At 64.7% G+C, this 13,036-nt stretch carries 8 protein-coding genes; 1 reads left to right on the top strand and 7 read right to left on the bottom strand.

Features of this window, described 5'->3' with window-relative positions; translation table 11 throughout:
• Positions 1-31 precede the first annotated feature (31 nt).
• Positions 32-1,966, bottom strand: a complete 1,935-nt coding sequence (locus H6A60_RS05275; RefSeq protein WP_205102363.1) for an ABC-F family ATP-binding cassette domain-containing protein — start codon at positions 1,964-1,966, stop codon at positions 32-34.
• A gap of 10 nt (positions 1,967-1,976) precedes the next feature.
• Positions 1,977-2,900 carry a 50S ribosomal protein L3 N(5)-glutamine methyltransferase gene (gene prmB / locus H6A60_RS05270; RefSeq protein ID WP_205102362.1) on the bottom strand — a complete coding sequence of 308 codons (924 nt, stop codon included), beginning with the start codon at positions 2,898-2,900 and terminating at the stop codon, positions 1,977-1,979.
• 440 nt (positions 2,901-3,340) lie between these two features.
• On the opposite strand from prmB, the gene smc reads away from it, so the two are divergent.
• Positions 3,341-6,985, top strand: coding sequence for a chromosome segregation protein SMC (smc, locus tag H6A60_RS05265; RefSeq protein ID WP_205102361.1), 3,645 nt, complete (start codon positions 3,341-3,343; stop codon positions 6,983-6,985).
• Positions 6,986-7,073: 88 nt separating this feature from the next.
• On the opposite strand, the gene H6A60_RS05260 is transcribed toward smc, so the two are convergent.
• From H6A60_RS05260 to H6A60_RS05240, 5 genes are all read right to left on the bottom strand, one after another.
• Complete coding sequence (locus H6A60_RS05260; protein ID WP_205102360.1) at positions 7,074-8,027, bottom strand: sugar phosphate isomerase/epimerase family protein; 954 nt, start codon at positions 8,025-8,027, stop codon at positions 7,074-7,076.
• Between the two features lie 499 nt (positions 8,028-8,526).
• On the bottom strand, positions 8,527-10,068 hold the full coding sequence (locus tag H6A60_RS05255) for an FAD-dependent oxidoreductase (protein ID WP_205102359.1): 1,542 nt from the start codon (positions 10,066-10,068) through the stop codon (positions 8,527-8,529).
• A gap of 2 nt (positions 10,069-10,070) precedes the next feature.
• The gene (locus H6A60_RS05250) at positions 10,071-10,415 is read right to left on the bottom strand and encodes a cytochrome c3 family protein (RefSeq protein WP_205102358.1); all 345 of its coding nucleotides are present in this window, start codon (positions 10,413-10,415) and stop codon (positions 10,071-10,073) included.
• 305 nt (positions 10,416-10,720) lie between these two features.
• Positions 10,721-12,388 (bottom strand): FAD-dependent oxidoreductase, encoded by a 1,668-nt coding sequence (locus H6A60_RS05245; protein ID WP_205102357.1) that lies wholly within the window; start codon positions 12,386-12,388, stop codon positions 10,721-10,723.
• A complete protein-coding gene (locus H6A60_RS05240) occupies positions 12,385-13,014 on the bottom strand; it encodes a response regulator transcription factor (RefSeq protein WP_205102356.1) in 630 nt (209 codons plus the stop codon). The genes H6A60_RS05245 and H6A60_RS05240 overlap by 4 nt, the downstream gene beginning before the upstream one ends.
• Between the last annotated feature and the right edge of the window lie 22 nt (positions 13,015-13,036).

Below are 13,036 nucleotides of genomic sequence, written 5' to 3'. Positions count from 1 at the left end.
GTGGTCTCGATTGTTGCTGACGCACGCGAGATCAGCAGATCGCCTCAATGGCTTCCGAGAGCTCGAGCCAGCGCATTTCGAGCGCTTCGACCTTGGGGGCGAGTTCGCCGTGTTCGCGCAGGGTCTTGGCGACCAAGTCCTGGTCCGAGCCGTTGTAGAACTCGGGGTCTGCGAGCGTGGCGTCGAGTGCGCGGAGCTTTTCGCTCGCTTGGGCGAGCGCCTTTTCGACGGCGTCGAGCTCTTTCTTCAAGGGCTTACGCAGTTCCGCAATGCGCTGACGCTCCTGTGCCTCAAGGCGGCGCGCTTCCTTCTTGTTGACGACGGGCTGCGGCCCCTTGTCGTTCTTCTCGAGCTTTTCGCCTTCGCGCTGCGAGCGTTCGGCCTGCGCCGTCGTGCGGCGATGTTCGAGCACGAGCTTCGCGTAGTCGTCAAGGTCGCCGTCGTAAGGTTTTACAAGGCCGTCGTGCACGAGCCAGAGTTGGTCCGTGACGGCGCGAAGCAGATGTCGGTCGTGCGAAACGAGGAGCACCGCGCCTTCGAAGGTCGAGAGCGCCATCGTGAGCGCCTCGCGCGTTTCCATGTCGAGGTGGTTGGTCGGTTCGTCGAGAACAAGGAGGTTCGGCTTCTTCCACGCAATGAGTGCGAGCGCCAAACGCGCCTTCTCGCCGCCCGACATGGGCTTGACGGGGCTCGTGGCAAGGTCGCCCGAAAAGCGGTAGGTGCCGAGATGATCGCGCAGTTCCTGCTCGCGCGTATCGGGCGCCAAGCGCTTCATGTGCTCGAGCGGCGTTTCGTCGAGCCGCAGCTGATCGAGCTGGTGCTGCGCGAAGTAGCCGATTTCGAGCCCCTGGCCGCGGCGAAGTTCCCCCGCCATGAGCGGAAGTTCTCCCACGATCGCTTTGATGAGCGTGGACTTGCCCGCGCCGTTGACGCCCAAAATGCCGATCCGCTCGCCCGAACGAATGCTGAACGTCACGTCCGACAAGACGCGGCGCTCGCCGTAGCCGACGGCAAGGCCTTCGGCGTCGACCAAGTGTTCGGGAAGGCGTTCGGGCTTAAAGAATTCGAAGCGCCACTCGCGCTTGGCGCGTACGGGTTCGACCGCCTGCAGGCGCTCGAGCATCTTGATGCGCGACTGTGCCTGGCGGGCTTTGGAGGCTTTGTAGCGGAAGCGCTCGATGTAGCTCGTGAGGTGCGCGGCCTGCGTTTCGTAGGCTTTTCGTGCGGCGTCCTGCTGGCGGAGCTTTTCGATGCGCGCGGCTTCAAACTGCGTGTAGTTCCCGGCGTAGCGCACGATGGTGCCGTCTTCGATCGACCAGATCGTCGAGACGGCGCGGTCGAGAAACTCGCGGTCGTGCGAAATGATGACGACCGTCGACTCGACGTGGCGCAGCCAGTTTTCGAGCCAGATGAGCGAATCAATGTCGAGATGGTTGGTCGGCTCGTCAAGGAGCAGCAGGTCGGCGGGTCGCATCAGTGCGCGTGCGAGCGCGATGCGGTTGCGCCAGCCGCCCGAAAAGTCGTAGACGAGTCGTTCGCCGTCGGCCTGCGAAAAGCCGAGACCGGCAAGAATCGTCCGCGCTTGGGCGGCGACCGCCCCTTCGTTCACTTCGGCGAGCTGCGCGTGTGCGGCGGCAAGCGCCATTTCGTCGCCGCTCGCCTCTGCGGTGCGAAGCGCTTCGCGGGCGGCAACGAGGGGCGCGTGGCCCGAGAGCACGAATTCAAGCGTCGTGACGTTTTCCGCCACAAAGCTCTGCGCCACATGCGCGATTCGGTCGGACGCGGGCGCGTCGATTTCGCCGTCTTCGGGCGAGAGGTCGCCCAAGACGGCCGCAAAGAGCGTCGACTTTCCGCAGCCGTTGGGGCCGACGAGCCCCACGCGTTCGCCGGGCGCCGCCGTGAGGCTCGCGCCTTTATAGAGCAGGCGTGTGCCGCGCATGAGCGCGAGGTTCAAAAGACGAAGCATCGATCGCGCCTCAGCTGAAATATGCGCGCAGATCTTCGGCGCGGGCCATGAAGACCTGGTCGTCGCCGCCCGAAACGGTGAGCCACGTGAGGGGCAGCCCCGGGTACATCGCTTCAACGGCTTCAAGGCCGTCGCCCACTTCAACGATGATCATGCCGTTTTCGGTGAGGTGGTCTTTGGCTTCGCGCAGAATGCGGCGAACGACGTCCATGCCGTCGTCGCCCGCGCCGAGAGCGAGCGCGGGCTCGTGGCGGTATTCGGCGGGGAGCCGCGCCATCGAGGCCGTCGTGACGTAGGGCGGGTTCGTGATGATGAGCTCGAACCGGCGGCCTTCGAGCGAGGCGAAGAGGTCGCCCTGAACGAGCTCGAGGTCGTCCTCGAGTCCGTAGTCGCGGCGGTTGATCTTGGCGACTTCAAGCGCATCGGCCGAGATGTCCGAGCCCGTCACGCGCGCATTCGGGAATGTCCCCTGCGCGAGAATCGCCAGACACCCCGAGCCCGTGCAGAGGTCGAGCACCGACTCGACTTCGTACGGATCGTCGATCCAGGGGGCGAGGTCCTCTTCGAGGAGCTCGGCGATGTAGGAGCGCGGAATGAGCGCGCGCTCGTCAATGTAGAAGCGATGCCCCGTGAGCCAGGCTTCCTTGAGGAGGTAGGCCGTCGGGGTCTTGTCGTGCACGCGGCGGTCGATCAGATGCACGAGGCGCACGAGTTCGTTGTGCGTGAGCGCGGCGTCGAAAAACGTTTCAAAGCGCTCAAAGGGGAGCTTGAGCGCGCGGCAGATCAGGAAGGACGCCTCTTCGGCGGCGTCGGGCGAGCCGTGGCCGTAGGAGAGGTCGGCATTTTCCATTTCCGTGATCGCCCAGCGGTAGAGGTCGCGGATCGTCTTGAGATTGTGAATCGGATCGTCAAGGAGCGGCGCGGTTTCGTACATGAATGTGTTCTCCCGATTGTGCTTGGCTTGTCGCTTTTGGGCGCAGTGCTCGCCCGCGGTGTGCCAAGGCGGGTCTGCGAGCGGAGGCTCGCCTGCAAACGCGCCCCGCAGGCGCGTGAATTCAAAGGAATCGCGGCATTATAGCGAAGGGGCCGACGCCGCTGAATCCGCCCTATGCCTACTCGAAAAACGCGGGTGCGCGGCACGAACGGCGACTCGTCCGAGCGCCTTTGCTACAATGCGCCGCATTGAGAAGACCACTCGCTTTTCAAGGGATAACACCAATAAAAGCGAGCCTCGTTGCCGGGCGTCGACCGGCTTTCCCATCTCAGGAAGAAATGGTTCGCGCGCGTGCATGCGCACGAACCGGCTATGCCGCCGCTCTTGGGTTCGTCCGGAACCCGTTCCCGCAACTCCTCCTCCCGAAAACGTCTCTTTCCGTGCGTCTCGCCCAGATAAAACTTGCCGGCTTCAAAAGCTTCGCCGATCCGACGCTCATCGAGCTCAAGGACGCTTTTACGGGCGTCGTGGGCCCGAACGGCTGCGGCAAGTCGAACATCATCGACGCCGTACGCTGGGTGCTCGGTGAAGGACGCGCGAGCGAGCTGCGCGGCTCGAGCACGATGACCGACCTCATTTTTTCGGGGTCGGCGACGCGTGCGCCGATCGGCCGCGCCATGGTCGAACTCGTGCTCGACAACAGCGACGGCACCGTGAAGGGCCCGTGGGCGGCTTTTGCCGAACTCTCGGTACGCCGCGTCGTGACGCGCGACGGGACGTCGGCCTATTTCATCAATCACCAGCAGGTGCGCCGGCGCGACGTCCAGGAAATCTTCATGGGCACGGGGCTCGGCCCCAAGAGCTACGCGATCATCTCGCAGGGGATGGTCACCGACTTCATCAAAGCCAAACCCGAGGAGCTGCGCGGCTATATCGAAGAAGCCGCGGGCGTGTCGCTTTATAAAGAGCGGCGCCGCGAGACCGAGACGCTTTTAAGAGGCACGCGGGAGAACCTCGATCGCGCGGGCGACCTGCAGGTTGTGAAGCAGCAGGAAATCGATCGGCTGCGCGCCGAAGCGGAAACGGCCGCACGCTGGAAGGCGCTCGAAGCGCAAAAGCTCCGGTCGGAATCGCTCTGGTACTTCCTGCAGTACGAAGAGGCGCGCCGGGCCGCCGAAGAGGCGCGCGCGGCGGTGGCGAAAAACGAAAACGAGATCGCGCAGAAGAAGGCGGCGCTCGAAGAGGCCGATCTTGAGCGTGAGCAGCTCGAAGCGGCCGTGCTCGACGCCACAGGGCGCCACGAGAGCGCCGCCAAGGCGCTCGCCGAAGCTGAGAAGGCGCTCGCGCGTCTCGAGGGCGAACTCAAGCACCTGCTCGAGAAGCGGCGGCTAGCCGAGCGCTCGCTCGCTGAAGCGGAGGCGACACTCGAGGAAAAGCGCGCTGCGCTCGAGAAAATCGACGGTGAGCTCGAGGCGGCCGCGGGCGCCGCCGACGAACTCGAAGAGACGCTCGCCGAGCTCGAAGAGGCGTCGCTGCGCGAAGAGGCGGCACTCGAAGCCGCGCGCGAAGACGAGCGCAAAACGGCGGAAGCGGCAGCGGCGCTCTCGACGAAGCTCGAGCGTGAACGGCGAGTGGCGGCCGAGCGCGATGCCAAGTACGCGGCCGAGCGCGCACGCCTTGAAGAGCTCGAACGGCGCGCCAAAGGGTTCGATGCCGAGCGCGAAGCGCTCGAAAAGCCCGACGAGGCGCTTCTAGAAGAGGCAGAAGAAACAGCCGAAGTCGCCGCAGCGCTTGCCGAAGAGGCGGCTGAAGCACGCGAAGCGGCCGACGCGGCGCAAAGCGACGCGCACGATGCGCTCGAGGCGGCGAACGAAGCTTACTTTTCAACGCTCTCGAAACTCAAAGCGCAGAGCGCCACGCTCGAGACGCTCGAAGCCGTTCAGGCGCAGGCCGCGCAGTCGGACCGCGCACGCGACTGGCTCGAAGAAACGGGGCTCATCGGCATGCCCGAACTCGCGCGCACAATCGACGTTGAGCCCGCGTGGGTGACGGCGCTCGAAGCCGTGCTCGAAAAGCACGTGCGCGCGATGCTTTTGCGCGACCTGCGAACCGTTGCGGGCTTCGCTGAGGCACGTCCGCCCGTTCGTGCGGTCTTTGTCGCGCCCGTCGACGGGATCGGTGCGCGCCTGGGGGGCGCGGGTGAGACGCAGGCGGCTGACGCCGAGCGCGCGAATGCTTCGCAGGAAAGCGAGATGCACCTTGTTCTTCAGAACGGTGTCTCGGTGCCGAAGCTTCTCCAATTCGTGCGCGTCACGGACGCCGAAGGCGACGCGGCGGCCGCCGGCGCGCGTGCGGCGCTCGCCGCCTGGCTCGCGCACACGGGGGCGGTCGAGAGTCTTGCCGAAGCGATGCGTCTTCGCAGTGCTTTGGGCGACGCCGATCGACTCGTGACGCCCGCGGGCGACGTCGTCACGCGCGCGTCCATCAGTTTTTGGGCCGACGACGATCCGTCGCTCTCGATGCTCTCGCGCGAGCAGGACATCCGGCGCGCAGCCGAAATGCTCGAGCGGCTCGAAATCGAGTCGGGCGAAAAGGACGACGCGCGAAAGTGCGCCGCCGATGCGCTCGAATCGGCCAAAGAGCGCGCACAAACCACAAAGCGCATGGCCGCAATCGCGCAGGAGCGCCTGCAGGCAGCGCGAGCGGCCCGCGGGGAACTTTTGCGCGCCAAGGCGGAATATGAACGGCGCGAGGCGGATCTGAAGCTCTCGCACGAAGCGCTCTTAAAGGAGGTGGATGCAAAGCACACCGCCGTCGACGAAGCGATGGCGCTCGCCGAGGAGGCGCTCGACGCGCTTGACGCACTCGAGCGGGAGGCCGTACGCGCGCAGGATGCCGAGCGTCGTGCGCGCGAGCGGCGCGCGGGGCTTGAGCGTGACGCGCTTCGCAAGTCGCACGCGCTTTCGTTAAAGCGGATGGCCTTAAACGAACGCCAGGCGCAACGGCGTTCCCTCACGACGCGCCGCACCGACATTGCGGCCGACATCGAGCGCGAAGAAAAGCGAGCGGCCGCCGCACGCGCCGAACTCGAAGAGAATGTCGACACGCGCGTTGAGGCGACGATCGAAAGTCGTCTTCTCGAACTCGATGCGCTCGAAAAGGCCGAGCGCGCTGCCGCGCAGGCGCTTGCGCTCGCCAAAGAGAAGGCTGCCGCCAACGAGCGGATCGCGAGAACGCTGCGCGAGCAGATTCTGCCGCTCACGGAGTCGCTCGGCGACCTGCGCGCAGCCGCGCAGCAAAACGAGACGCTGCGCGATCAGTTTTCCGCCCGAATGGACGAGCTCGGCGCCGATTGGACGGCGATGGCCGTGCTCGCGCAGACGCGCGGCGTCAAGGCCGTGACGGTACGTAACGAAGTCTCGCGCTTCATGAACGAAATGGCCGCACTCGGCCCGGTCAACCACGCCGCGCTCGACCACCTCAAGGCAGCCGAAGACGCTTACAAAGCGACCGCCGCTCAGATGGCCGACCTCGAGCAGGCGATCGCGACGCTTGAAGCGGCGATTCGAAAGATCGACCAGGAAACGCGCGCTCGCATTCGCGAGACGTTCGAAGCGGTGCGCGCACATTTTGCCGAGTGCTTCCGCGTGCTTTTCGGCGGCGGTCGGGCAGAACTCGTGATGACGGGCGAAGAGATTCTCTCGGCCGGGATCGAAGTGATCGCGCAGCCGCCCGGGAAGCGCAACGCCTCGGTGAAGTCGCTCTCCGGGGGCGAGCAGACGTTGACCGCGACCGCGCTCGTCTTTGCAATGTTTCGCCTCAATCCCGCCCCCTTCTGTCTCCTGGACGAAGTCGACGGGCCGCTTGACGAAGCCAATCAGGCGCGTCTCGCATCGCTTTGCCTCAAGATGGCCGAAGCGACGCAGTTTCTCATCATCACGCACAACCGCATCACGATGGAGTTCGCGACGTCTTTGATCGGCGTCACGATGAAGGAGCCCGGCGTCTCGCGCGTCGTGAGCGTCGATATTGACGAGGCGGTGAGCTACGCCCAAAACGCGAAAGCCCGGCGTTTGCCGGGCTGATCAACCGTTTGCCGGAGACCGTTTCTACCTAAGGCGCCGCTCTCGCTTCGGCGCCTTTGGGGGAATATGGGAGGGCGGTTGCGACGCTTTAGTGTTCGCCCGCCTTGTTGAGAACGGCGACCATGTCTTCAAGATACATGCGGGCGCGTTCGACGGGCGACATCGCAAGCGCGAGTTCGGCGTTGCACGCTTCGATCGAGATCGGCAGCCCCGGGAGGTGCTTCAGGAGCGTCGTGAGGTCGCCCGCGCCCGTGCCCGGCGACAGACGGAAGTTGCGCGCCTGATAGAGGATGCCGTCCATGTCCTTGGGCTTGTCGGCCGTGAGGTCGCACATCTGGCAGTACTTGAGCGAGCCCTTCGGCAGCGCATCAATGTCGGCGTAGTCGTTGTCGGCGCGATAGAAGTGAATCGGGTCGACGAGCACGCCCGCGTTCGGACGGTTGACGCGCTTCATGGCGTCGCCCGCCTGCTTCACGGTCGAGATATCGCACCAGGGCATCGGTTCGATCGAGAGCGAGAGCCCGTAGGGATGGGCGATTTCGCAAAGTTCGGCGAAGTTGTCGAGGAAGCGTTCATAGTTGGGGTCGTTAGCGGCGACGAGCACGTCGGTGGCGCCCAGTCGCGCACCCGTTTCGAAGAAGGGCTTCCAGTTGATCGCGCGGGTGTCGGGCTTCACGCGCAGGATTTCCACGTCAAGCACCTTCACGCCCGTCGCCTTGAGGTTGGCTTCGACTTCGCGCACCATCGGCGTGTCGCCGATCATGTCCCACTGCGTTTCGGTGGGCGTGGCAGGCACGAGGCGAATGCCGACGTGGCTGTAACCTGCCTTTGCGGCGCAGAGCACCTGGTTCGCGGGCGAGACGTCGAGCACCGTGAGCGCGGCGAGACTGATCGGGCGCGGCAGCTTGAGGGGCTCGAACTTCACGTCCTTCAGTGCCTTCGGGGCGACGGCGGCGTGCGCGCTCCCGGAAAAAGCGCCCATGGAACCGGCGGCCAGACCGGCGGCGGCCGCGTTGCGAAGGAAGCTGCGACGGGTGAACATGATTGTTTCTCCTTGGGGTTGCGTTCGCGAATGCGCGCGCTTTTCGGGGACTGCGCTCGGCGCTTCTCTGCCCGGGCGGCGCGTTCGGTTGGGTTTCGCGCGGGTGCTTCTTTACTCGCGCGGGTCGAGAAAAATGGTAGTTCGACCTAGTTATTACGGATACATGCCGCGGACGGTATCCGAGCTTTGTAAGAGGGTATTGGGAGAAATCGCATCAAAAAATGATGCGAAAAAAAGCCGACTTCGGCGAACCGAAATCGGCTGAGAACCTCAAAAAAACCTCTTCAGAGCCCGAGACAGGTTGAGGCCCCGGCAGAGGATTGCCCGAGCGCATTGTCGAAGCGAACCGTACGGCGCAAAGGAGGAGGAAATCGCCGCGCATACGCTGAAATGAACGGACGGGACTTGGTGCACCGGGAAGAATCCGTCACAGGAGCAAAAGAGCGGATTCTTCCCGTTTCAAAGTGCCTCAATGCACTTCAGAAGTGCATGGCGTCGATCAGGCTTCCTTGTAGCCCGTGACGTACTTGCCGGCCATGTAGCCGGACGTGTGGGCAAAGCCGCAGGCGTTGCCGCCGCAGTAGAAGGCGCCGTGAACGCCCGCCACCGTTTCGCCGGCCGCGTAGAGACCGCCCACGGGCTTCATATCCCAGCCGAGCACTTCGAAGTGTTCGGTGACGCGCACGCCGCCGCAGGAGAGGTTGTTCCACGGGAACATGCGGATCATGTAGTACGGGCCCTTTTCGAGCTTCCACTGCTGGTCGGTGCGGCCGAACTGGTTGTCGACCTTCGTTTCGACAGCCTTGTTCCAAGTGGCGATCTGCTTTTTGAGGCCTTCGAGATTGACGCCGCTCTTTTCGCAGAGCTCTTCGAGCGTGTCGCACTTCCAGAGGTTTTCACCCTTGGCGAATTCGGCTTCAACGCGTTCGGCGGACCAGGACGGCAGACCCACGAGGGCGCCGAGCTTGATCGACTTCAGCGTGCGATCCCAAGTCGCCTGGTCGGCGAGGACGTAGTGGCAGCCGTCGGGATTGAGCGCAAGCTTCGGGGTGACGTGGCAGATGCCTTCCTTTTCCGTTACGAAGCGCTGACCGTTCTTGTTCACGAGGATGCCGCCGTGGTTCGTGATGAACCACCAACGGCAGTAGGGGCCGTTGCGCCCGTGCGTGACGATGCCGCATGGGTAGGAGGCGATGTACTGCATGTGCGAGAGCGGCACGCCGATGTCGCGCACGGCGATCATCATCGCTTCGCCGTCGTTCGAGGGACCGCCGATCGCGACGCCCTTGCCGGCAACGCTCGGGACCCAGCGGTCGAGCGATTCGGGCGAACCGGTGATGCCGCCCGTGGCCATGATGACGCCCTTCTTGGCTTCGACCGTGATTTCCTTGCCGTCGGGACCGGCCACGGCAACGCCGAGAACGCGGTTGGCCTTTTCATCGAAGAAGAAGCGCTTGAGGCCGCGGTGGTGTTCGATCTTGAGGCCGCGTTCGCTGAGCTGCTTGACGAGGCAGTCGATGTAGTCGCGCCCCTTGAAGGTTTCCTGGCGGTGCGCGCGGGTGTTCGTGTGGCCGGCATAGGGTTCGAGGTGGAAGGCCGCGAGTCCGTGGTCGGCGAGCCAGTCGAAGGCTTCGCCCGAGTGCTTCGTGAAGCCGTAGACCGGTTCCTTAAGCGACATGTAGTTGCCGTAGGCCATGATGTCTTCGGCAAAGGCTTCCCAGGAGTCCTTGATCTTCGGATCGGCCTTCTGCGCCTTCGTGCCGCAGGCCGTGAAGAGACCGCCGCAGAGGCACGTGGCGGTATGGTAGGGCGACGCGCCCTTATCGAAGATGGCGACCTTCGCGCCCGCATCGTGCGCCTGGCAGGCGGCCATCATGCCCGCGCCGCCGCAGCCGAGAATAACAACATCGACCGACTGATCCCACTTGGCGGGAGCGGGGTTCGAGGTGCTCGCGGCACGAGCGGCGAGCGGAAGCGCAGCGGCGGCGGAAGCGGCGGCAGCGCCGAGGAAATGACGGCGGGAAAGATCGGTATGAGACATGATTATTCCCCCTTCATCTTGATGTTGAACGTGTGGCAGTCATTGCATTCGAAGCGGGGCTTGGCATGCATCGAATGGCAGTTGGAGCAGTTGGGTTCACCGCGGTGGGACGCATGGGGATTGGGCGTCATCTTGGCGGTGCGCTCGGCAATCTTTTCATAGGATTCGTGGCAGCCGAGGCAGGTCGTCTTGGCCGGCGCGGCAAACTTGCCGTCGGCGTGGCACGTGCTGCAGGGCAGGCTCGCGTGCGGGCCCGCGGCTGCGGTCGGAGCGGCAGCGACGGCGCCCGAAGCGGCGCCGATCATGGCGGCAAGGCAAAGGCCGCCGAGCATCTGTTTGAAGTTCATGGCTTTCTCTCTTTTGGGAAGCGTTGAGGTCTCGCTTGGAAAGCGCTTCTCGGGTCGTGCGGGTCTCCTGAGCTCGAACGACGGGCGGCGAGTCTCGTTTGCCGCGGCTTGCGCTCGAAAGCACTTTCTGCGCAAGGAAATGTTAAGAAACGCTTCAGAAAGGCAATACCGCCCGCGGGCGGTATTCGTGAGCTGTGAGTGAATCCCGCACGACGCATAGTTCGGTGATCCGTGCGCGGCTGCGTCAGGGCGCTCAGTGACGGACTTGCGGCCAAAGTGCCCGAAGCGTCGGGCGCAGGGCGACCTCAGCGGTCGGTATTGCGCATCGCAAAATGTGCGGCCGATCGGCCGGCGGTGCGCCCGAAGACGATGCAGTCGGTGATCGACGCGCCGCCGATGCGGTCGTGTCCGTGCACGCCGCCCGTGGTTTCGCCCGCTGCGAAGAGTCCCTCGATCGGGCGGCCCGAACGGTCGAGCACGGCTGCCCGGGTGTCGATTTCAATGCCGCCCGAGGTGTAGTGCACGGAAAAGCGCTCGAGCCCGTAGTAGAACGGCGGCTCCTCAATGCGCGTGCCGATCAGGGGGACGTTAAAGACGTCGTCCCAGCCGCGGTCGACCGCGCGGTTCCAGTCGTCGATCGTCTGCTTGAGTACGTCGGCACGCATCTTCATGCCGAACGCGGCTTCTTCAAGCGAATTGGCTCGCTGCACGATGCCTTGGTCGAGCTTCGTGCCGAGCGTGGCCCCTTTGGGTGTCGAGCTGTCGGAGAGCGCCCACATGATGCCTTCGGGCTGCTTGAGAATTTCGCCGCGCAGCTCCCGAAAGAGAAGGCCCGTACGCGCGAAGCGCCGCCCCTCTGCGTTGAGCCAGATCTCGCCGCCGACAAAGTTGAGAAGCCGGCCCCCCGAGTACGGCATGATCTGAATGTCGGCCATGCCGATCAAGCCGGCGCCGAGCGCTTCGGCCATGCGGATGCCGTCGCCCGTCGCGCCGTCGAACATGTTGCCCGTGGGGTTCGCAGTGGTTGCAAACCGAGCGGGCACATCCGGCGCAAAGCGCCGACGCATCGCCAAATTCGCGCCGAAGCCGCCCGTGGCGAGCACGACGGCGCGCGCGGGGATGATGCGGACGTTCTCCGGGGCTCTCTTTTCTCGTTCGGCCGCGTTCGGTTCGCTCATCGCGTGAGCGAGGCGCTGCGTGCTTGGATCGGGTGTGTTCGCTTCGTCTGCTGTCGTAGGGTTCAGTACCGATTGCTGCCGCATCTTGAGGCCCGCCGCACGGCCGTCGGGCGTCCGAACGATCTCGAGCGCTTCCGTTTCAAAGCGGATTTCGACACCCAAGGCGCGTGCGCGCCGCATGAGCGCGCGCACGTAGTCGAGTCCGGCCTGCGAGGAGCCTGTCGATACGTTGCGCCGTGCGGGCGAGCCCACCGCCTGAAAGACTTCGGGCGACCAATCGACGCCGAGCGCCGCGAGCCAGCAGAGCGCGTCCCAGCTCTCTCGCGCGACCTTTCGTGCAAGCTCGGGCTTCACCGTGTCGCCGCCCGCTTCCAGCATGTCGCGGTAGAAGGATTCGACCGCCGCATCGCTCGGACGATAGGCCGAGAGTTCGGCCGCGACGACGGCTTCGAGCGTTTCGAGGCGCCTCTGCGCGGCAGTCGCCTCTTCGGTGGCGTCCCGCGCGTCAGGGAGCGCCGCCGCAAAGGAGCCGGATGAAACGAGTCCGTGTCCGCCCGCGACCGGGAGCTTTTCGAGCACCACAACGCGGCGCGCACCCGATTCGCGTGCGGCAACGGCGGCGGCGAGTCCTGCGAGACCCGAACCCGCGATAAGGACGTCAATCGGCGTTTCGTCAGCTGCCGAGGCAAGGGGCGCACTCAGAAGCGGCAGCACCGGGAGCATTCTTGCGGCGCCCGCCAACGCCGAAAGACGCGTGACGCGCAAAAAGAGCGCTCTGCGCGCGGCGTTCGTCATGGCGCGTCGTCCTTCTTGACGCTGAAGCCCGATTCGTAAGCGAGGCGAATGAGTTCGGCGGGCGAGTGCACGCCGAGCTTCGCAAAGGCGTTCGCTCGGTGCATCTTGACCGTGCTCACTTCGAGTCCGAGCTCGCGCGCGATCACCTTGTTCGGGTGATTCTCGAGAACGGCGAGCACCACTTCGCGCTCGCGCGGCGTGAGCGCCTCAAAGCGTCCGAGTTCGTTCGAAGTCTTTGCGCGTGCGGCTTCGGCCGCCATCGCGGCCGTGACCGCCTGCGAAACCTTCTGCAGAAACACCATCGGGTCGACGGGTTTTTCGAGAAAGTCCGTTGCCCCGTGGCGGACGGCGTGCACGGCCATGGCGATGTTGCCGTGCGCCGATAGAAAGAGGATCGGCAGCTTCACGCCGCGCTTTTCGAGCTCGAGCTGCACCTCGAGCCCCGTCATGTCGGGCATGCGCACGTCGAGCACGATGCAGCCCGGTGCCGAGAGATCGTCCTCGGCGAGAAAGGTCTTGCCGCTCGCGTATTTGGCAACGTCCCAGCCCATCGTCTTGAGTAGGAGCTCGAACGAGTCGGCGAGCGCTTCGTCGTCGTCAACAAGTCGAATGATGGGTTTCTGCATGGCTGTGGTCCTTGTGGTGTAG

Origin of the sequence: Sutterella massiliensis, from assembly GCF_016899755.1 — a bacterium.
GTDB classification, from domain to species: Bacteria; Pseudomonadota; Gammaproteobacteria; order Burkholderiales; family Burkholderiaceae_F; genus Sutterella; species Sutterella massiliensis.
Note: the sequence above shows the minus strand (reverse complement) of the source record. Positions and strands in the feature narration are given on the sequence as shown.

Excerpts from the sequence above, each read along its gene's own strand:
- H6A60_RS05275 (WP_205102363.1), bottom strand. The coding sequence starts at position 1,966 with ATGCTTCGTCTTTTGAACCTCGCGCTCATGCGCGGCACACGCCTGCTC.
- prmB (WP_205102362.1), bottom strand. The coding sequence starts at position 2,900 with ATGTACGAAACCGCGCCGCTCCTTGACGATCCGATTCACAATCTCAAG.
- H6A60_RS05260 (WP_205102360.1), bottom strand. The coding sequence starts at position 8,027 with ATGTTCACCCGTCGCAGCTTCCTTCGCAACGCGGCCGCCGCCGGTCTG.
- H6A60_RS05255 (WP_205102359.1), bottom strand. The coding sequence starts at position 10,068 with ATGTCTCATACCGATCTTTCCCGCCGTCATTTCCTCGGCGCTGCCGCC.
- H6A60_RS05250 (WP_205102358.1), bottom strand. The coding sequence starts at position 10,415 with ATGAACTTCAAACAGATGCTCGGCGGCCTTTGCCTTGCCGCCATGATC.
- H6A60_RS05245 (WP_205102357.1), bottom strand. The coding sequence starts at position 12,388 with ATGACGAACGCCGCGCGCAGAGCGCTCTTTTTGCGCGTCACGCGTCTT.
- H6A60_RS05240 (WP_205102356.1), bottom strand. The coding sequence starts at position 13,014 with ATGCAGAAACCCATCATTCGACTTGTTGACGACGACGAAGCGCTCGCC.